General features: G+C 70.6%; 16 protein-coding genes and 2 pseudogenes. 5 read left to right on the top strand and 13 right to left on the bottom strand.

The genetic code is table 11. From position 1 onward, the window contains the following. Nucleotides 1-35: 35 nt before the first annotated feature. The 6 genes from mnhG to IEZ15_RS08655 are packed head-to-tail and all read right to left on the bottom strand — an operon-like array spanning nucleotide 36 to nucleotide 6,546. Nucleotides 36-389, bottom strand: coding sequence for a monovalent cation/H(+) antiporter subunit G (mnhG, locus tag IEZ15_RS08680; protein WP_114247200.1), 354 nt, complete (start codon nucleotides 387-389; stop codon nucleotides 36-38). Further along, nucleotides 386-748 (bottom strand): MrpF/PhaF family protein, encoded by a 363-nt coding sequence (locus tag IEZ15_RS08675; protein ID WP_189275533.1) that lies wholly within the window; start codon nucleotides 746-748, stop codon nucleotides 386-388. Before IEZ15_RS08675 ends, mnhG begins: the two co-directional genes overlap by 4 nt. Continuing rightward, the gene (locus IEZ15_RS08670; protein ID WP_189275531.1) at nucleotides 745-1,368 is read right to left on the bottom strand and encodes a Na+/H+ antiporter subunit E; all 624 of its coding nucleotides are present in this window, start codon (nucleotides 1,366-1,368) and stop codon (nucleotides 745-747) included. Before IEZ15_RS08670 ends, IEZ15_RS08675 begins: the two co-directional genes overlap by 4 nt. Further along, complete coding sequence (locus IEZ15_RS08665; RefSeq protein ID WP_114247197.1) at nucleotides 1,365-3,020, bottom strand: Na+/H+ antiporter subunit D; 1,656 nt, start codon at nucleotides 3,018-3,020, stop codon at nucleotides 1,365-1,367. Before IEZ15_RS08665 ends, IEZ15_RS08670 begins: the two co-directional genes overlap by 4 nt. After that, the gene (locus tag IEZ15_RS08660) at nucleotides 3,017-3,622 is read right to left on the bottom strand and encodes a Na(+)/H(+) antiporter subunit C (protein ID WP_114247196.1); all 606 of its coding nucleotides are present in this window, start codon (nucleotides 3,620-3,622) and stop codon (nucleotides 3,017-3,019) included. Before IEZ15_RS08660 ends, IEZ15_RS08665 begins: the two co-directional genes overlap by 4 nt. Continuing rightward, complete coding sequence (locus tag IEZ15_RS08655) at nucleotides 3,619-6,546, bottom strand: Na+/H+ antiporter subunit A (RefSeq protein ID WP_189275530.1); 2,928 nt, start codon at nucleotides 6,544-6,546, stop codon at nucleotides 3,619-3,621. Before IEZ15_RS08655 ends, IEZ15_RS08660 begins: the two co-directional genes overlap by 4 nt. Nucleotides 6,547-6,893: 347 nt before the next feature. Here IEZ15_RS08655 and IEZ15_RS46705 point away from each other — a divergent pair. Then, nucleotides 6,894-7,049: pseudogene (locus tag IEZ15_RS46705) on the top strand (FAD-dependent monooxygenase); the annotation flags it as partial. Nucleotides 7,050-7,107: 58 nt separating this feature from the next. On the opposite strand, the gene IEZ15_RS08645 reads toward IEZ15_RS46705, so the two are convergent. Next, nucleotides 7,108-7,509: a RidA family protein gene (locus IEZ15_RS08645; protein ID WP_189275528.1), complete on the bottom strand. Its 402-nt coding sequence runs from the start codon at nucleotides 7,507-7,509 to the stop codon at nucleotides 7,108-7,110. Further along, on the bottom strand, nucleotides 7,506-8,633 hold the full coding sequence (locus IEZ15_RS08640; RefSeq protein WP_114247193.1) for an acyl-CoA dehydrogenase family protein: 1,128 nt from the start codon (nucleotides 8,631-8,633) through the stop codon (nucleotides 7,506-7,508). The genes IEZ15_RS08645 and IEZ15_RS08640 overlap by 4 nt, the downstream gene beginning before the upstream one ends. A gap of 104 nt (nucleotides 8,634-8,737) precedes the next feature. Between IEZ15_RS08640 and IEZ15_RS08635 the strand changes: the two genes are divergently transcribed. From IEZ15_RS08635 to IEZ15_RS08625, 3 genes and pseudogenes are all read left to right on the top strand, one after another. Further along, complete coding sequence (locus IEZ15_RS08635; protein ID WP_189275526.1) at nucleotides 8,738-10,339, top strand: AMP-binding protein; 1,602 nt, start codon at nucleotides 8,738-8,740, stop codon at nucleotides 10,337-10,339. Nucleotides 10,340-10,387: 48 nt separating this feature from the next. After that, nucleotides 10,388-11,209 (top strand): GNAT family N-acetyltransferase, encoded by an 822-nt coding sequence (locus IEZ15_RS08630; RefSeq protein ID WP_189275524.1) that lies wholly within the window; start codon nucleotides 10,388-10,390, stop codon nucleotides 11,207-11,209. After that, nucleotides 11,206-11,636: pseudogene (locus IEZ15_RS08625) on the top strand (hypothetical protein). Before IEZ15_RS08630 ends, IEZ15_RS08625 begins: the two are co-directional and overlap by 4 nt. Here IEZ15_RS08625 and IEZ15_RS08620 read toward each other — a convergent pair. Beyond that, on the bottom strand, nucleotides 11,623-13,965 hold the full coding sequence (locus IEZ15_RS08620; RefSeq protein WP_373302526.1) for a bifunctional salicylyl-CoA 5-hydroxylase/oxidoreductase: 2,343 nt from the start codon (nucleotides 13,963-13,965) through the stop codon (nucleotides 11,623-11,625). The pseudogene IEZ15_RS08625 and the gene IEZ15_RS08620 overlap by 14 nt on opposite strands. Nucleotides 13,966-13,969: 4 nt before the next feature. After that, entirely contained in the window at nucleotides 13,970-14,797 is an 828-nt protein-coding gene (locus IEZ15_RS08615) for an enoyl-CoA hydratase family protein (protein WP_114247191.1), read from the bottom strand. 242 nt (nucleotides 14,798-15,039) lie between these two features. On the opposite strand from IEZ15_RS08615, the gene IEZ15_RS08610 reads away from it, so the two are divergent. After that, nucleotides 15,040-15,471, top strand: coding sequence for an ATP-binding protein (locus IEZ15_RS08610; RefSeq protein ID WP_114247190.1), 432 nt, complete (start codon nucleotides 15,040-15,042; stop codon nucleotides 15,469-15,471). A gap of 32 nt (nucleotides 15,472-15,503) precedes the next feature. On the opposite strand, the gene IEZ15_RS08605 is transcribed toward IEZ15_RS08610, so the two are convergent. From IEZ15_RS08605 to IEZ15_RS08595, 3 genes are all read right to left on the bottom strand, one after another. Next, entirely contained in the window at nucleotides 15,504-16,943 is a 1,440-nt protein-coding gene (locus IEZ15_RS08605; protein WP_189275519.1) for an amino acid permease, read from the bottom strand. Nucleotides 16,944-17,126: 183 nt separating this feature from the next. After that, on the bottom strand, nucleotides 17,127-18,134 hold the full coding sequence (gene argF / locus IEZ15_RS08600; RefSeq protein WP_189275517.1) for an ornithine carbamoyltransferase: 1,008 nt from the start codon (nucleotides 18,132-18,134) through the stop codon (nucleotides 17,127-17,129). 116 nt (nucleotides 18,135-18,250) lie between these two features. After that, a complete protein-coding gene (locus IEZ15_RS08595; RefSeq protein WP_189275515.1) occupies nucleotides 18,251-19,483 on the bottom strand; it encodes an arginine deiminase in 1,233 nt (410 codons plus the stop codon). Nucleotides 19,484-19,548 lie beyond the last annotated feature (65 nt).

Here is a 19,548-nt window from a genome sequence, read left to right as displayed (position 1 = left end):
CGCGGCGCGCCAGGACTGCTGACAGCGGGAGAGGGTCAGCGTTCCTCGGTCAGCTGCTCGTCCAACTCGTCGAAGAGCAGCTCGCTGTGGCCGGTCTGGCCGGTCCGGTAGGCGGATCGCGCCACCAGGTGGGCGGCGACCGGGCCGGTCATCAGCTGGAAGAAGCCGATCAGCGCGAGGGTCGCGAGATCCATGCCGCTGCGCAGCCGCAGAGCCACCCCGGCGAGGACCAGGAGCATGCCGAGCGTCTGCGGTTTGGTGGCGGCATGGCTGCGGGACAGCACGTCCGGCAGCCGCAGCATTCCGATCACACCGAGCAGGCAGATGGCCGCGCCGATGAAGACCAGCACCGCGCCGGCCATGTCGAGGATCTGGAGCCAGACACTCACCGGGCTTCCCCCTCGCGTCCGTCGTTGCCGTCGCGTCCGTCGCTGCTTTCGGTTCCGTCCGCACCTCGCCGCAGCGCCGGCCGGTCTCGTACGGCGATGAAGCGGGCGATGCCGACCGACCCCGTGAACCCGAGAAAGGCCAGTACGAGCATGATCGGGAAGTAGAACGGGTCGCGCGCGAAGGCGGACTTGGCGCCGAGACCCGCGATGATGAGGGCGGCGCACACATCCAACGAGATGGCCCGGTCCAGCATGGAGGGGCCTCGCCAGATCCGGGTGAGGAGCCCCGCTCCGGCAATGGTGATCACGACGACGGCAGCGGTGAGCAGCACCCGGTCGACGGACTCCGGCACGCTCATGTGCCGTCCCTCCTGTCGTGCCTGATCGGTGGCGGTGGTTCGGCGACGCGGGCGATCTCGTCGGGGGTGCCGAAGGCCCGTACGGTCAGCTCCTCGAGCCGCCAGACGGAGTGCCGCGCCGCGTCGAGTGCGGCAGGTCTGTCCGCGTCGAGGACATGCAGGAAGACGGTGGCCGTGGCGCGGCGCACTTCGACGACCGATCCGCCGGGCACATTCGACACGGCGACGGCGGTGGCCGCGAGCATCAGGTCGGAGCGGCAGCGCAGCGGTACGGCGATGACGGCGGCCCGGTGCGGATGGCCGACGAAGATCTGCCGGGTGACCCGTACACCCGAGGTGTACATGTCGTAGAGCAGATAGCCGGCGAGCATCAGGATGCCCCATGGGTGCAGGCGGAGCCCGAGGTCGACCCGGGGCAGCGGGAAGGCGAGGCAGACGGCGACCGCGACGAGCACACCGGTCAGTACGTTGGCCCAGTTGAGGCTGGACCACAGCAGCACCCAGATGAGGGTGAGCCAGGCGATCAGCGGAAGGTCGAGCACACGTCCCCGCCCGCCGAACTCACAGCTGAAGGGCGGCAGGTCCTTGTTCCGGAAGGACGGCTTGATCAGGCGTTTCACCGGCCGAGCACCGCCTCGACGTAGGGGGCGCGTGCGAGGAGTTCGGCGGCCGTGCGGTCGGTGTAGGAGGTCAGCGGTCCGGCGAACACGGTGAAGGCGAGTCCGAGGGCGACGGCTGCGGCGGTGGCCGCGGTCATCGGCCGCGGCAGTTTCGTGGTGGTGGTGACGGCGTGTCCGTGCAGGGTGGCCGCGACCGCGCGCCCGGCGGGCTGATGGCGGGGGCGGACCGGTTCGTCGCCGCTGCCCGGGATGTGGTCGGGGCCCTCGTCGGCGTCGTTGTCGTCCTCGTCGGAGTCGGACTCCAGGACGGTGCCGTACGCGGCCTGCCCGGGGGGCGCGGCCCGCCAGAACGCCAGGTTCCAGACCTTGGCCATCACGTACAGCGTGAGGAGACTGGTCACGGCCGACCCGATGACGAGGATCCACGCCCAGACGCTGCCGTCGGCGACACCGGCCCGCATCAGCCCGAGTTTGCCGATGAATCCGGACAGCGGCGGAATGCCGGCCAGGTTCATGGCGGGTACGAGGAAGAGGACGGCGAGCAGCGGGGCGGCCTTGGCCAGTCCGCCGATCCGGGTGAGTTCGGTGGTGCCGGTGCGGCGTTCCATCAGCCCTGTCACCAGGAAGAGCGTGGTCTGGACGGTGATGTGGTGGGCGACGTAGACGATCGCGCCGCCGTACGCGTCCCGGGTGGCGAGGCCGATACCGAAGACCATGTAGCCGATGTGGCTGATGAGGGTGAAGGAGAGCAGCCGTTTCAGGTCGGTCTGGGCGACGGCTCCGAGGATGCCGACGACCATCGAGGCGAGTGCGGCGGCCATCAGCAGGTCGCCGAGCCGGTTGCCGGGGAAGAGCAGAGTCTCCGTACGCAGCATGGAGTAGACACCGACCTTGGTGAGCAGACCGGCGAAGACCGCGGTGACGGGTGCGGGCGCGGTCGGATACGAGTCGGGGAGCCAGGCGGCGAGAGGGAAGACGGCGGCCTTGATGGCGAAGACGGTGAGCAGCATCGCCTGAATCAGGGTCTGTACCCCGAGCGGGAGTTCGGCGAGCCGTCCGGCCAGTTGGGCGAAGTTGGCGGTGCCGGTCGCCGCGTATGTCATGGCGATGGCGGTGAGGAACAGCATCGACGAGAACAGCGAGATGATCACGTAGGTGGAGCCTGCGCGGACGCGGGGTCCGGTGCCGCCGAGGGTGAGCAGTACGAAGCTGGCGACCAGCATGATCTCGAAGCCGACGTAGAGGTTGACGAGGTCACCGGCGAGGAAGGTGCAGGAGACCCCGGCTACCAGGATCAGATACGCGGGGTGGTAGACCGCGACGGGTGTTACCTCGTCCCGGTCGGCCATGCCCTGGCCCAGGGAGTAGACCAGCACGCAGAGCGTGATGGCGGAGGAGACGGTCAGCATCAGCCCGGACAGCCGGTCGGCGACCAGGGTGATGCCGAGCGGTGGTGCGAAGTCGCCGAGGTGGACGGAGAGCGGGCCGCGGGTGTCGGCGACGATCATCAGGGTGAGGGAGAGTCCGAGTACGGCGCTGAGCACGGCGACGCTGATGAGGCGTTGGACCTGTTTGAGCCGGGTACCGAAGGCGAGGCTCAGGCCGGTGGCGCAGAGCGGCAGCAGCACCGGCAGGGGGACGAGTGCGTTCATCCAGTGGCTCCGGGGTCGGCGTCGGCGGAGTGGTCCTGCTGCTGGGCGTAGTCCGCGGGGTCCGCGCCCAGTACGTCGTGCCAGAGGTCCCCGGTGGCGTACCGGCCGCGGGCCTGCAGGGCGCGGTCGGCGCGCAGCCTGGCCCTCAGGCGTCGGCGTTCCTCGCGGTACCGGGCGCGTTCCTCGTCCGTGACGTCCGAGGCGGCCCGGTACCGCTCACGCAGCTCGTCCCGCTCCCCCAGTACCTCGGAGCGCAGCGCGATGCGCCGGTCCTCCAGGTCGTCGTGGACCTCGTCCGTGCCGGTCAGCTGGTGGCTGCGGTAGGCCATGGCGAGGAGGAACGCCGTGGTGGCGAGGGTGATGACGATCGCGGTGAGCGCGATGGCCTGCGGCAGGGGGTCGGTGACCTTTCCCAGCGGGACGCCGTAGAGGAGCGGTTCCCGGCCGGCCGATCCGCTCGCGGCGAGGACGAGCAGATTGATGCCGTTGCCCGCGATCACCGCGCCGAGCAGGATGCGGGTGAGGGGCCGGGTGAGCATGAGGATGCCGCCGACCGCGCACAGCACCGCGGCGGTGCCCAGGAGCGAGAAGCTGACCGTCATCCGGGCATTCCCCCCGTCCCGGGTGCTGTTCCCGGTGGGGTGGCGGTGCTCGCCGCGGCTGCCTTTTCGACCGCTGCTCGCTCGATCTGCCGGTCGATCTTGGCGCCGAGGGCGCGCACGATGTCCAGCACCACGCCCAGGACCAGCAGATAGACGCCGAAGTCGAAGAGGACCGGGGTGCCCAGGTGGTACTCGCCGATCAGAGGCAGCCGGCCGTGGTGGGTCCAGGCGTGCAGGACCGTTCCCTCGGCGAGGCCGAGCAGGGCGACGCCGGTGGAGATGAACAGGCCGAGGCCGGTGAAGAGTCCGGGCTGCAGCGGCGCGGCCTCGGCGAGTTCGAAACGGCCGCCGGCCAGGTAGCGGGTGATCAGGGCGAGCCCGGCGACGAGCCCGCCGACGAAGCCGCCGCCCGGCATGTTCTCGGCACAGAACAGCAGATAGAGCGAGAGCACCAGGATCGGGTGGAACAGCAGCCGGGCCACGACCTCGAAGACGATCGAACGGTGCTCGGGTGCGAGCGTCGATCCGGCCGCCAGCCAGCTGCGCTCCGGTGCTCCTTCTTCGCCGTGCGGAAGTCCCGTCATCTCGGGGGCCGTCAGCGACCACGCGGTACGCCCGTGCAGCTCTTCCCGCAGTGACGATCCCTCGGTGCGGCGGTGCAGGTAGATCAGGCTCGTCACCCCGATCGCCGCCGCGGCGAGCACGGCGGACTCCCCCATCGTGTCCCAGGCGCGCAGGTCGACCAGGATGGTGGCCACGACGTCCTTGAGGCCGTGGTGGGCGGTCTCCTCCACCATGGCCGCGCCCGCCGGGGCGGCCCTGCGGGCGGCCGCAGCGACCCACACCACCACGCCGAGCGTCGCCGCCGCGGCCAGCGCCACCGGAATGCGTACGGCACGCCGCCAGGTACTGACCGACTCCTGGAAGTGCACCGGCATCCGCCGCAGCACCAGCACGAACACGATCATCGACACGGTCTCGACGCAGAACTGGGTGAGTGCCAGGTCCGGACCGCCCTGGACGACGAAGAGCAGCGCCGCGCCGTAGCCGGTCAGCCCGGCCAGGACCACGGCCTTCATCCGGCGGCTGACGGTGAGACAGAGGAGTGCGGCCGCGCAGGTCAGCACGGCGATGGCGCCCTGCAGCGGGACGTCCCAGACCCTCGGGGCGGCCGCCCCGTGCCAGGGCCGGTCCACTCCGAGGACGGTGAGCTGGCCGGCCAGCATCACGAGCAGGGTGGTGGCGAGGTAGACGGAGAGCGAGCCGCGCTGGACGAGGCCGGTGAGCTGGAGGGAGAGCCGTTCCAGGTCGAGCAGCAGGTGCCCGAAGACGCTGTCGGCGGTCGGCCAGGCGATCCGCCGGGACAGCCTGGTCACGGTGGTGCGTGCGGCGAAGAGCACCACGCCGCCCGCCATGGCGACGGCCGAGAGCAGGAGGGCGGTCCCGAATCCGTGCCAGAGCGCGAGATGGTAGGGATGCGCGGACGGGGGGAACGTGTCCGCGTACGCACTGAGCAGCCGGTCGGTCCATCCGACGCCAGGCCCCAGCACCAGCCCGCAGACCGCGAGCAGCGCGGGCGACGCGAGGAACGCCCAGCCGACCCGGTGGACCGGAGTGTCCTCTACGCCGGGCTTGCGGGCGAAGGCGCCCCAGACGAACCGCACGGTGTACGCGACGGTCAGCGCCGAGCCCGCGACCGTGATGCCCAGCGCCCAACGGTCGGCGGTGTCTCCGTGCAGCAGCGCCTCGAACGCGGCCTCCTTCGCGGCGAAGCCGAGCAGTGGGGGCAGCGCGGCCATGGACGCCGCGGCCAGCACCGCGACCGTGCAGACGTGCGGCAACGCCCGGCCGACGCCGGAGAGCTTGCGCAGATCCCGGGTGCCGGCCGCGTGGTCGACGATGCCGGTGACGAGGAACAGCGGGGCCTTGAACAGGGCGTGGCCCAGGATCATGACGGCGGCGGCCAGCGCCGCGTCCCGGTTGCCGACCCCGGCGAGCAGGGTGAGGAAGCCGAGCTGGCTGACGGTGCCGTAGGCGAGGACGATCTTGAGGTCGTTCAGGCGCAGCGCGCGCCAGCCGCCGAGCAGCATGGTCGCGGCGCCGAGGACGATCACGACGGGGCGCCAGACCGGCACGTCGGCGAAGCCGGGCGCAAGCCGGGCAACCAGGTAGACACCGGCCTTCACCATCGCGGCGGCGTGCAGATAGGCGCTGACGGGTGTGGGCGCGGCCATGGCGTTCGGCAGCCAGAGACTGAACGGCCAGATCGCCGACTTCGACAGGGCCCCGCACAGGATCAGCACCACGGCGACCGAGACGGCGAGACTCACCCGGGGCGGGTCGGCGAGGATGGCGGAGATCCGGTAGGTGCCCGCCGACTGACCGATGATCAGGAAGCCGACGAACATCGCGAGGCCGCCGAGCGTGGTCACGGTGAGGGCCTGGAGCGCGGAGCGGCGGCTGTGTTTCTGCTCGCTGTCGTACCCGATCAGCAGGTACGAGAAGACCGTGGTCAGTTCCCAGAACACATAGAGCGAGATCAGGTCGTCGGCGAGGACCAGGGCGAGCATGGCTCCCGCGAACGCCAGGAGGTTCCCGGCGAAGCCGGCCAGTTGTGGGGTCTCGTCCGTGAAGTACGAGGCGCAGTACAGCAGGACGAGCGTGCCGATTCCGGCCGCGAGCAGCACCATCAGTTCGGCGAGTGCGTCGAGCCGCAGATCGACGGTGACGTCGTACGCCGGCATCCACTGCCACGACCAGGTGACCGAGCCGCCGGACGCCGCGGTGTCCCACTGTGTGGCAGCCCACGCGGTGGCGGCGGCCGGTGGCAGCGCGAGCACGATGAAGGCGCGCCTGCCCAGCGCTCGTACCAGCGGGCGCGCGCAGGCGGCCAGGACGAAGTGGCAGACGACGAGCGCGGTCATACGGCCCCGGGGGGCGTACCGTGCCCGCCCCGGTCGGGAATCCGGGGCCTGGGCGATACATGACGGGTAAAGAGCACTAAATACAGATATATCCCCAACCGCGCTTCACCTGCACGGCGCGCCGCGCCCCGCTCGGCGGCGCCGCCGGAGCCGGACGCCGTCCGCGCGGAGGGCGGGTCCGGCCGGCCCGCCCTGCCCGCGCCCGGTGCGGAGCCCCCGCTGCCGCGCCGGGTACGGCAGGCCGGCCTGGTGGACGAACTGCGGATCGACCCGGCCGTCCGTTCCGCCTCACCCCAGCCGCCGAACCGGTACGAGAACCCGCTGCTGCGACCGTCCCCGCGCCGTGCCGGGAGGCGCGCCGCCGCCCCCGGGCCATGTGGGTGCAGGCCATGTCGCGTGCGGTGCGCAAGCAGGAGACGGGCACCGGGACCACGCCCGAGGAGGACGAGCTGCTGAAGGCCGGCATTCCGGGCGCGGCGCACGTCCTGGTGAAGCCCTACTGATCCGCACTGATCCACGCGTTGCCGGACGGGCTCGGCATGCCCGGCCCGTCCGGCGCGTTCACGGCAGTACCGCCACCCCGTCGATCTCGACGAGAGCCTGCTCGTCCCAGAGTCTCGCCACGCCGACGACCGCCATCGCCGGATAGTCACGGCCCGCCAACTGCCGCCAGATACGGCCCAGTTCCCCGGCATGGGCCCGGTAGTCGGCCACGTCGGTGGCGTACACGGTGACCCGGGCCAGGTCCGCCGGGGCGCCGCCCGCCGCGCGCAGGGCGGTCAGCAGATTGGTGAGCGCCGTCGCGAACTGCTCGGGCAGGGCGGTGCCGATGACCTTGCCGTCCTGGTCGAGGGCGGTCTGCCCGGCCAGGAAGACCAGTTGGCCGCCGGTGGCGGTGACGGCGTGCGAGAAACCCGCGGGCGGCGCGAGTTCGGCGGGGTTGATCCGGTGGACCGGACTCATGCGGACGCCTCCTGGTTCGCGTACAGCTCCTTGGCGATGATCGTGCGCTGGACCTCGCTGGCGCCCTCGTAGATCCGTGGGGCGCGGACCTCCCGGTAGAGGTGCTCGAGGAGGTGGCCGCGGCGCAGGGCGCGGGCGCCGTGCAGTTGGACGGCGGTGTCGACGACGTACTGCGCGGTCTCGGTGGCGTACAGCTTCGCCATGGCTGCGCGGCGCGGTACTCCGGCCTCCCCCGCGTCGTACGCGGCGGCGGCCGCGTACACCAGGAGCCGGGCGGCCTCGGTGCGGGTGGCCATCTCGGCGACCTGGTGGGAGACGGCCTGGAGGTCCTTCAGCGGACCGCCGAACGCGGTGCGTTCGGCGGTGTACGCGACCGTGGCATCGAGGGCGGCGCGGGCCATGCCGACGGCGAAGGCGCCGACGCTGGGGCGGAACAGGTTGAGGGTGTTCATGGCGACCCGGAAGCCGCGGTCCGGTTCGCCGAGCACATCGTCGGGGGTGACCGGGACTCCGTCGAGGACCAGGGCCCCGATGGGGTGGGGCGAAAGCATGTCGAGTGCGGTGCCGGTCAGTCCGGGTCGGTCGGCGGGGACCAGGAACGCGGTGACGCCACGCGATCCGGCGCCCTGGGTCGTACGGGCGAAGACGGTGTAGAAGTCGGCCTCGGGTGCGTTGGAGATCCAGCACTTCTCGCCGGTCAGCCGCCAGCCGTCAAAAGTGCGTTCGGCGTTCAGGGCCAGGGCCGCCGCGTCGGAGCCCGCGCCCGGTTCGCTCAGCGCGAAGGCGGCGACGGCGCGGCCGGCGCGCACCTCGGGGAGCCAGCGTTCGCGGTGGGCCGGGGTGCCTGCCTGGACCACGGGGTGGGTGCCGAGGCCCTGGAGGGCCAGTGCGGTTTCGGCCTCCGTGCAGCCTCGGGCCAGGGACTCGCGAAGCAGGCAGAGGTCGAGGGCGCCGGAGTTCAGCAGCCGGTCGAGGAGGCCGGACTCACCGAGTGCGGCGATCAGGGGGCGGTTGACATGGCCCGGTTCACCTTTTTCGGCGAGGGGGCGCAGTTGCTGCTCGGCAAGGGCTCTTAGTTCTTCGCACCAGGCGGTTTGTGCCGGATCGAGCGAGAATGCCGTCATACCGGCGCCTCTCTTGTCGCGTCTCGTCTTCTCTTCTTATCGCGGACCGTTGACTACCGTCACCCAAACGATACGCTCCAGAGGCGACAAGGGGGCGATCCGTCATGGACCCGAAGACCTCAGCGCACCTCGACACCTTCGCCAGGGAGCACCTGCCACCCTCGGACCAGTGGCCGGAACTGCTCTTCGACCTTCCTGAACTGCAGTACCCGGCCCGCCTCAACTGCGCGGCCGAACTGCTGGACCGCACGGTCGACCGCTTCGGCCCCGGGCGCCCCGCCTTCCGTACTCCCGACGGCGGAGTCTGGAGCTACGGGGAGCTGCGGGACCAAGTGGACCGGATCGCCCATGTCCTCACCGCCGATCTGGGGGTCGTACCCGGCAACCGCGTCCTGCTGCGCGGCCCCACCACCCCCCATCTGGCCGCCTGCTGGCTCGCGGTGCTGAAGGCGGGCGCGATCGCCGTCACGGTGCTGGCCCAGCAGCGGTCCGCCGAGCTCGCCACCATCTGCTCGATCGCCCGGGTGAGCCACGCACTGTGCGACATCCGGGCGGTCGACGACCTGGTGAAGGCTCAGGTGCCGGGGTTGCGGATCACGGCGTACGGAGGCGAGGCCCCGGACGATCTGCTGCACCTGGCCGAGGCCAGGACGGGGCCGTACCGTCCGGTGGACACGGCGGCGGACGATGTCGCACTGATCGCGTTCACCTCGGGCACCACCGGGCGCCCCAAGGGCTGTATGCACTTCCACCGGGATGTGCTCGCCATCGCCGACACGTTCTCGCGCCATGTCCTGCGCCCCACGTCCGACGATGTGTTCGCGGGCAGTCCGCCGCTCGGCTTCACCTTCGGGCTCGGCGGTCTGGTGGTCTTCCCCCTGCGGGCCGGTGCCAGTGCCCTGCTGCTCGAACAGTCCGGCCCGACGCAGCTGCTGCCCGCGCTCGCGGCCCACCGTGTCTCGGTGCTGTTCACCGCGCCGACCGCCTACCGCGTGATGCTCGACCACATCCACAAGCACGATCTGAGCGCGCTGAGGCGCTGTGTCTCGGCCGGCGAGAACCTCCCGGTCGCCACCTGGCGATCCTGGTACGAGCGGACGGGTCTGCGCATCATCAACGGCATCGGCGCCACCGAACTGCTGCACATCTTCATCTCCGCCGCCGACGACGCGGTCCGCCCCGGCACCACCGGAGTTCCCGTGCCCGGCTGGCAGGCCCGGGTGCTGGACCGCGAGGGCAGGCAGGTGCCGGACGGGGAGCCCGGACTCCTCGCCGTCCGCGGTCCGGTCGGCTGCCGCTATCTCGCCGACGAGCGCCAGCGGGACTACGTGGCGCACGGCTGGAATCTCACCGGCGACACCTATGTGCGCGAGCCGGACGGCTACTTCCGTTACGTCGCCCGCGCCGACGACATGATCATTTCCTCCGGCTACAACATCGCCGGCCCCGAGGTCGAGGACGCCCTGCTGCACCACCCCGCGGTGGCCGAGGCGGCGGTGGTGGGGCGGGCGGACGAGCTGCGCGGCCAGATCGTGGTGGCGTACGTGGTGCTGCGCGAGGGCGCGGAACTGGACGCCGACGAGCTGCGCGCGTACATGAAGAGCGAACTGGCCCCGCACAAGTGCCCGCGCGTCATCGAGTTCCTGCCCGCCCTCCCCCGCACCGCCACCGGGAAGCTGCAGCGCTTCCGGCTGCGGGACGACTGACCCGGAAATACGGGTGCCTCGCTCCACGCACACCCGGCAGGATGAGGCATGACCTGGACCTTCACCGATGACGTCAACGCCTTTCTCGACGCGGCCGGCGCCTCGCTGGTCGCCCGGCCCGCCGAGAACACCCTGGTTCTGACCGTGACCGCGACTCTGCGCCGCGGTGGCCCGCACGCCTATGGTGACGCCGCCCCGCTGCTGGGCTGGTGGCGCGGGGCGGACGGCGAGGTTGCGGGGACGCTCGTGCAGACCCCGCCGTATCCGCCGGTACTGACAGCCGTCGCCCTGGAGGCGGTCGCTCCGCTGGCCGCCTCGCTCCCCCTGACCGCGGTCAACGCGGACCGGGCCATCGCCCAGGCGCTGGCCGCCACCTGGCCCGGCCACCGGGTCGTCCAGGAGCAGCGGCTCTACCGGCTGGGGACGCTGATCCCGCCCTCCCCCGCCCCCTCGGGCCGGCCCAGGACCGCCACCACCGCCGACCGGGAACTGCTGGTGCGCTGGTTCCTCGCGTTCGCCGATGAGGTCGGCCAGCCCGCCACCCATGCCGAACGGCAGGTGGACGAACGGACGGCGTCCGGCAGGCTGACCCTCTGGGAGGTCGACGGCGTCCCGGTGTCGATGGCGGGCGTCTCCCCGCGGATCGCGGGCACGGTGCGGATCGCGCCGGTCTACACGCCTGCCGAGCACCGCGGCCGGGGCTACGCGGCAGCGGTGACGGCGGAGGTCAGCCGGGCGGCACGGGAGGCGGGCGCGCAGGAGGTGCTGCTCTTCACCGACCTCGCGAACCCGACCAGCAACGGCGTGTATCAGCGCATCGGTTTCCGGGCGGTCTCGGACCGGCTGCTGATCAGCGCGACGGAGCGATGAGCGGACCGCCGGAACCCGCGTGGCTGGTCGCGGCGAATGTGGTGCTGTGGCGGCGGTACGGGATCTCGGGCAGGAGCTCCGTCCCGGCACGAAGGCGTACCGGGGCGGGGCGAAGGTGTATGTCGCCGACACCTACCCCGGGACGGGCCACCAGCAGCTGACCACGGTGGGACATGCGCGGCACGCCGGCCGCTGGATCACCGTCGACACGGGGACCCGCCATCTCCATACCGTCCGGGCGCAGCTGGTGTACGTCCCGGCCGTGCTGCAGCGGTGTGCCGGTCCGGGCGCCGCCACAAGGGAGAAGGCCGAGGGACTGGCCGCCCTGCTGGAGCGGGTCGCCGGGGAGGAACGGGATGCACATCATGGGGCCCCGCACCCCGACGCCTGTCTCTGCCACGCGTGCCTGCCCGTCACCCCAGGGTGAGCCGCGGCTTCGGTGCGTCCGTGCGGCCTGTCGGCGGGGTGCGGCTGCCCGCGCGGTACGGGAGCGGCCAGGGTGCGCCCGGTCCGCTGTAGCCCTGGTCGGCCGCCGCGTGCAGCGTCCAGTGCGGGTCGTAGAGATGCGGACGGGCCAGGGCGCAGAGGTCGGCCCGGCCCGCGAGCAGCAGTGAATTCACGTCGTCCCAGGAGGAGATCGCACCGACCGCGATGACGGGCACGCACAGCGTGTTGCGGATCCGGTCGGCGTACGGGGTCTGATAGGAGCGGCCGTACTCGGGGCACTCGTCGGGGACGACCTGACCGGTGGAGACGTCGATGGCATCGGCCCCGTGGGCGACGAAGGCGCGGGCGATCTCCACGGCGTCCTCGGCCGTCGTGCCGCCCTCGGCCCAGTCCGTGGCGGAGATGCGGACGGTCATGGGCCGGTCGTCGGGCCAGTCGGCGCGCATCGCGTCGAAGACTTCGAGGGGGAAGCGGAGCCGGCCCTGCAGCGATCCGCCGTAGCGGTCGGTGCGGTGGTTGGTGAGCGGCGAGAGGAAGCCGGAGAGCAAGTAGCCGTGGGCGCAGTGGAGTTCGAGCAGGTCGAAGCCGCAGAGGTCGGCGCGCCGGGCCGCCGCTGCGAACTGTTCGCGTACGGCGTCGAGGCCGGCCCGGTCCAGGGCGTGCGGGACCTGGTTGACGCCGTCGGCGTACGGGATCGGGGAGGCGGCGGTGAGCGGCCAGTTGCCGTGGTCGAGGGGCTGGTCGATGCCCTCCCACATCAGTTTGGTGGAGCCCTTGCGCCCGGAGTGGCCGAGCTGCACGCCGATGGCCGTACCGGGTGCGCTCGCATGGACGAAGTCCGTGATCCGGGTCCAGGCGGCAGCCTGTTCGGGAGTGTAGAGGCCGGTACAGCCGGGGGTGATGCGGCCCTCGGCGCTGACGCACACCATCTCCGTCATGACGAGCCCGGCGCCGCCGAGTGCACGTGCGCCCAGGTGGACGAGGTGGAAGTCGCCGGGGACGCCGTCGACGGCCGAGTACATGTCCATGGGTGAGACGACGACGCGGTTGCGGAGTTCGAGACCGCGCAGCCGCAGCGGGGTGAACATCGGCGGGGTGCCCGGGGCGCAGCCGAACTCCTCCTCGACGGCGGCGGTGAAGGAGGCGTCGCGCAGCCGCAGATTGTCGTGGGTGACGCGGCGGCTTCGGGTGAGGAGGTTGAAAGCGAACTGGCGGGGCGGCTGATCGACGTAGGTGCCGAGCTCCTCGAACCAGCGCAGGCTGGCCGCGGCGGCCCGCTGGGTCGATTCGACGACCGGCCGGCGTTCGGTCTCGTACGCGGCCAGTGCGCCCGGCAGGTCGGGCTGTTCCTCGATGCAGGCGGCGAGCGCGAGGGCATCCTCGACGGCGAGTTTGGTGCCGGAGCCGATGGAGAAGTGCGCGGTGTGGGCGGCGTCGCCGATGAGGACCGTGTTGCCGTGCGACCAGCGGTCGTTGACGACGGTACGAAAGGTGAGCCAGGAGGAGTTGTTGGAGCGCAGCGGCCGGCCGCCGAGCGCCTCGGTGAAGATCTTGGCGCAGCGTACGGTCGAGTGCTCCACGTCGCAGGTGTCGAATCCGGCGGCGCGCCAGACCTCCTCGCGCATCTCGACGATGACGGTGGAGGCGTCGGCCGAGAAGGGGTAGCCGTGGAGCTGCATCACCCCGTACGCGGTCTCGGCGATCTCGAAGCGGAAGGCGTCGAGGGCGAAGTCGGCGGCGAGCCAGATGTAGCGGCAGCGGTGAGTGGTGAGGCGGGGGCCGAAGGCTTCGGCGTGCGCGGCGCGGGTGAGGCTGTGCACACCGTCGGCGGCGATCACCAGGTCGTATGCGGCGGCCAGCTCGGCAGCCGGCGGTGCCTCGGTGCGGAAACGGAGCCGTACGCCGAGCCGGTCACAGCGTTCGTGCAGGATCTCCAGGAGTCTGCGCCGGCCCAGCGCCGCGAAGCCGTGGCCGCCGGAGGTCTGCGTCACGCCGCGGTGGACGATGTCGATGTCGTCCCACCGTACGAACTCGTCCTGGAGTGCACGGTGGACGACGGGGTCGGCGTGCTCGATACCGCCGAGCGTCTCGTCGGAGAGGACGACGCCGAAGCCGAACGTGTCGTCGGGGGCGTTGCGCTCCCAGACGGTGATGTCGCGTTCCGGGTCGAGCCGCTTGAGCAGTGCCGCGGCGTAGAGTCCGCCGGGGCCGCCGCCGATGACCGCGATCCGCCTCACGCCGGTCCGATTCGCGCCGGGCGCCGTCCCGGTGGATTGCCGGGTTCCGATCGCGCTCGTGTCGGGCGGCATCGTGCTACCGGCCTTGCCACTTCGGTGGCCGCTTCTCGGTGAAGGCGGCGTGGAATTCGGCGTAGTCGTCGCCGTGCATCAGCAGGGCCTGGGTCGCGGCGTCCATCTCGACCGCGGCGGCGAGCGGCATGTCGAGTTCGGCGGTGAGCAGCGCCTTGGTCTGGGCAAGGGCGAGGGCCGGACCGTCGGCGAGGCGGCGGGCGAGCGCTGCCGCGCGCACATCCGCCTGGCCCTCTTCGGTGAGCTCGCTGATCAGTCCGATCCGTTCTGCTTCGGGTGCGCGGACCGGTTCGCCGAGCATCAGCAGCCGGGTGGCATGGCCGAGGCCGACGACGCGCGGCAGCAGATACGCGGCGCCCATGTCGCCGCCGGAGAGACCGACCTTGGTGAAGAGGAAGGCGAAGCGGGCGGACGGATCGGCGATCCGGAAGTCGGCGGCCAGTGCAAGAACCGCGCCGGCACCTGCGGCCACGCCGTGTACGGCGGCGATGACGGGGAAGGGGGTTTCACGTAGGGCCCGCACCACCTGTCCGGTCATGCGGTTGAAATCGAGGAGCTGGGCGGTGTCCATGGCGAGTGTCGCGCCGATGATGTCGTCGACATCTCCGCCTGAGCAGAATCCGCGGCCCTCCCCCGCGAGCACCAGAGCGCGCACGGTGCGTTCGCGGGACAGTTCGGCAAGCAGGTCGCGCAGGTCGGCGTAGGCACCGAAGGTGAGAGCGTTGAGTTTCTCGGGGCGGGCGAGGGTGACGGTGGCAACGCCGTCGTCCGTCGTCAGCCGCAGATGGCGCCAGTCGTCCGTGCGGGGGGCGGAGCTGGGAAACGGGCTCATCGAGGGGGCTCCCCTTCAGCCGTCGGGCTGCTACTGCGAACGAACTTATCACTCGTACGTGACTCCCGTCACGAGCACGCAATAGGCGGAGCGTGAGAACTCAGTGCCGAACGTCCCCTTCGTACCGGTCGGCAGTCCCTGGCCTGTGTCGTTGCACTTCGCAAGGTTGAAACCGGGAAGTCTTGACCTCCAGAAAGCCTGGCCTCCAGAAAGTTCGTGAACTCCGGAACGGAAACCGTGCTGTGCCCTCCGATGTTCCTCTCCCCGCCTCCTGGCGGATTGCCCTGCCGCGTTCGACGGTGGCCGTACCGGTCGCTCGCGCCCTGATCCGTACGGCACTGGCGGACATCGAAGCACCGGCCGATTCCGATACCGCCGAACTCCTCACCGCCGAACTGGTCGCCAACGCCGTGGAGCACACCCGCAGCGACGAACCCATCGAGCTGGTGGTGGAGCTCCTGCCGACCGGCTGCCAGGTGGAGGTGCACGACCGCGACCCGGCCCCGCCGGGCGATCTCTCCCGTCCAGAGCCCGGCAGTGCGCCGGACCCGTGGCAGGAACACGGCCGGGGTCTGCTGCTGATCCGTACGCTCAGCTCGTCCTGCGGTCACCGCACGACGGAGCACGGCAAGGCGGTGTGGTTCACCCTGCCGTCCCGTACGCCTCGGAGCTGATCGGACATCTCGGAGCCGACCGGCCGCGCTCATCAACCCGCGCCGGCCGCGGCCAGCCGGGAACGGCTGCGGCCGTAGAAGGCGTACACCGTCGCACCGACGATCAGGAACACGGCGAACTGCACCCAGGTCGCCCAGCCCGTCCCGTACATCAGATAGAGGCAGAAGACGACGCCCAGGAGCGGGCTCACCGGGTAGAGCGGCACCCGGAACGAGCCCGTCACCTCCGGGTTTCGACGGCGCAGCACGATCACCGCGATGTTCACCGCGACCATGGTGCCCAGCGTGCCGATGGTCGTCAGATTCACCACCACGTCGAGCGACGAGAAGGCCGCCGGGATCGCGAAGACGACCGCCACGATCCAGGTGTTCGCGACTGGCGTCGCCGTCCGCGGCGAGACCTTCTCGAAGACCCGCGGGATCAGACCGTCGCGGGACATCGACATCAGGATGCGGGTCTGCCCGTACATCACCGCGAGCACGACGGATGCGATCGCGACGACCGCTCCGAAAGCGATGATTCCACCGCCGACGGTCGAGTCGGTGACCTGGTCGACGACGATCGAGAGCGCGGCCGGCTTGTCGGCGACGGCCTCCGGGCCGAGGGCAGCGATGGCCGCGAGCGCGACGGCGCAGTAGAGCAGCGTGACCAGGCCGATGCAGACCATGATCGCGATCGGGATGTTCCGCCGCGGGTTCTTGACCTCTTCGCCCGCGGTGGTGATGGCGTCGAAGCCGATGTACGAGAAGAATGCCAGCGACGCACCGGCGGTGACCCCGCCCGCCCCGTGCGCGACGAACGGCGTGAGATTCCCGTGCTCGAAGGCCGTGAAGGCGATGACACAGAACATGATCAGAATGGCGATCTTGAGGACCGCCATCGCGGTGGTGGCCCCCGCACTCTCCCGGACGCCGCGCACCAGCAGGGTGGCGGCCATCATGACCACCAGGACCGCGGGCAGATTGATCACTCCGCCGTCGCCGGGCCCCGCCGAGAGGGCCGCAGGCAGTTGCCAGCCGAACAAGCTGTTCAGCAGCTCATTGACGTACTGGCTCCAGCCGACGGCGACCGCGGAGACCGAGACTCCGTACTCCAGCAGCAGACACCAGCCGACGAGGAACGCGATGCGTTCGCCGAGGGTCGCGTAGGCGAAGGAGTACGAGCTGCCGGACACCGGGATCGCGCTGCCCAGCTCGGCGAAGGAGAACGCGGTGAAGATGCAGGTGATCGCGGCGAGCACGAAGGACAGCACGACCGCGGGGCCCGCCTCGGCGACGCTGTCGGAGAGGCCGACGAAGATGCCGGTGCCGACGACGGCGCCGACACCGAAGCACACCAGCTGGAAAAGTCCCATGGTGCGCTTGAGGCCATGCCCCTCCAGGTCGGCGCCGGACTCGGCGATCAGCTGGTGGGGGCTCTTGATGCGTGGCCCACAGGGGCGCAGGGAGCTCGGTGGGCGCAGCGGACTCACGGGGATGGTCTCTTCTCTGGTGGAGCATGTGGGGGGCGCCCCGGGGCCCTGTGGGGGAGCTCCGGGCTCTGGTGACACACACGAAAATGGGGTTCGAGCGTGTGAGCCCGAACCCCACCAAGAGACAACATATTAGTCGCCTTCGCGCATATTCACCCAATCGGGCGCATGATCATGCAGCGGTCAGCTTGCGGCCGCCAGGGTCGCCACCAGAACAGCCTTGATCGTGTGCATCCGGTTCTCGGCCTCGTCGAAGACGACCGAGTGCGTGGACTCGAAGACCTCGTCGGTGACCTCCAGCTCCGTCAGCGCGTGGGCGGCCTCGATCTCCCGCCCCACCTTGGTGCCGAGGTCGTGGAAGGCCGGGAGGCAGTGCAGGAACTTCACGTCGGCGTTGCCGGTGGCGCGCAGGACGTCCATGGTCACGGCGTACGGCGCGAGAGTCTCGATGCGCTCGCCCCAGACCTCCTTGGGCTCGCCCATGGAGACCCAGACATCGGTGGCGACGAAGTCCGCGCCCTTGACGCCCTCGGCGATGTCCTCGGTGAGAGTGACCGTCGCACCGCTGACCCCGGCCAGCCTGCGGGCCTCGGTGACGATCTCCTCGGCCGGCCAGTACGACTTCGGCGCGACGATCCGCACGTCCATGCCCAGCAGGGCGCCGGTGACCAGGTAGGAGTTGCCCATGTTGAAGCGGGCGTCGCCGAGGTAGGCGAAGGCGATCCGCTCCAGCGGCTTCTCACTGTGCTCGGCCATGGTGAGGACGTCGGCGAGCATCTGGGTCGGGTGCCAGTCGTCGGTGAGCCCGTTGAAGACCGGAACGCCGCCGTACGCAGCGAGTTCCTCGACGGCCGCCTGACTGTCACCGCGGTACTCGATGCCGTCGAACATCCGACCGAGGACGCGGGCCGTGTCCTTCACCGACTCCTTGTGCCCCAGCTGCGAGCCGGAGGGATCGAGATACGTCGTGGACGCACCCTGGTCCGCGGCCGCCACCTCGAAGGCGCAGCGGGTGCGGGTCGAGGTCTTCTCGAAGATGAGCGCGATGTTCTTGCCGCGCAGCCGCTGCACTTCGGTTCCCGATTTCTTGGCGGCCTTGAGCTCGGCCGCGAGGTCGATCAGGCCGCGGAACTCCTCGGCCGTGAAGTCCAGCTCCTTGAGGAAGTGGCGGCCTACGAGGTCTATGGCCATGAGACTGCTCCAGGGTCGGGCGAGGATCGCGCATACGGTGACCCTGGAAGTCTATACGAAGCCCTGCATCGCTATACGGAGCTGTCTCGCGCACCACTGCACCAGGTCGTGCGCCGCTACACCGGATCACGCACCACGGGGCAGCTCATGCAGCGGGGGCCGCCCCTGCCCCGGCCGAGTTCGCTGCCGCGGATCTCTATGACCTCGATGCCCTCCTTGCGCAGATAGGTGTTGGTGGTGGCGTTGCGCTCGTACGCGACGACGACGCCCGGCTCGACGGCCAGCACATTGCAGCCGTCGTCCCACTGCTCGCGCTGGGCGGCGTGCACATCCTGGGTGGCTGTGAGGACCCGGATCGAGTCCAGGCCCAGGGCATGCGCGATCGCGTCGTGCATGTGCTCGGGCGGATGGTCGGTGACCTTCAGGTCCCTCGGCCCTTCACCGGGCTCGATGGTGTACGAGCGGAGCATGCCCAGGCCCGCGTACTTGGTGAAGGTGTCGCCGTCGATCATCGTCATGACGGTGTCGAGGTGCATGAACGCACGGCGCTTGGGCATGTCGAGCGCCACGATCGTGTGCGCCGAGCCGGCGTCGAACAGTCCACGGGCCAGCATCTCCACCGCCTGCGGGGTGGTGCGCTCGCTCATCCCGATGAGTACGGCGCCGTGGCCGATGACCAGAACGTCGCCGCCTTCGATGGTGGAGGGGTAGTCGTCCTGCCCCTCCGACCAGTGGTGGAAGACGCCTGCGTCGGGTCCGGTGAAGAGGGGGTGGTGGCGGTAGATCGCCTCGAAGTGGACTGTCTCGCGCTGCCTGGCCGGCCAGCGCATCGCGTTGATCGACACCCCGTCGTATATCCAGGCCGAGGTGTCCCGGGTGAAGAGATGGTTCGGCAGCGGGCCGAGCAGGAAGTCGTCCAGGTCCATGACATGGAAGCGGACGGAGGTCGGCTCGCTGTGCCGCTCCAGGAACTCCCGCTTGGTCATCCCGCCGACCAGCGCCTCGGCCAGCTCGGCGCTGGGCAACTCCTCGAAGGCAGCCCGCAGATGCTCGGTGGCGAGCGGGCCGTACTCCTTCTCCTCGAAGACCCGGTCCAGGACGAGCCGCCTGGCCACCGGGATCTCCAGCGACTCACGGAGCAGATCGCCGAACAGGTGCACCTCCACCCCTCGGTCGCGCAGCACGTCCGCGAAGCCGTCGTGCTCCTGGCGGGCGCGGCGCACCCAGAGCACGTCGTCGAACAGGAGCGCGTCCTTGTTGCTGGGGGTGAGCCTCTTCAGTTCAAGATCGGGGCGGTGCAGGATGACGCGGCGCAGCCGCCCGGCCTCGGAGTCGACATGGAATCCCATGCATCCATCCTCACCGTGCGGAGCGCCGTTCACCCGGCGAATCGCCAGCGGTTTTCCGTTGATCT

Origin of the sequence: Streptomyces atratus, assembly GCF_014648655.1 — a bacterium.
In the GTDB taxonomy this organism is placed as follows: domain Bacteria; phylum Actinomycetota; class Actinomycetes; order Streptomycetales; family Streptomycetaceae; genus Streptomyces; species Streptomyces atratus.
Note: the sequence above shows the minus strand (reverse complement) of the source record. Positions and strands in the feature narration are given on the sequence as shown.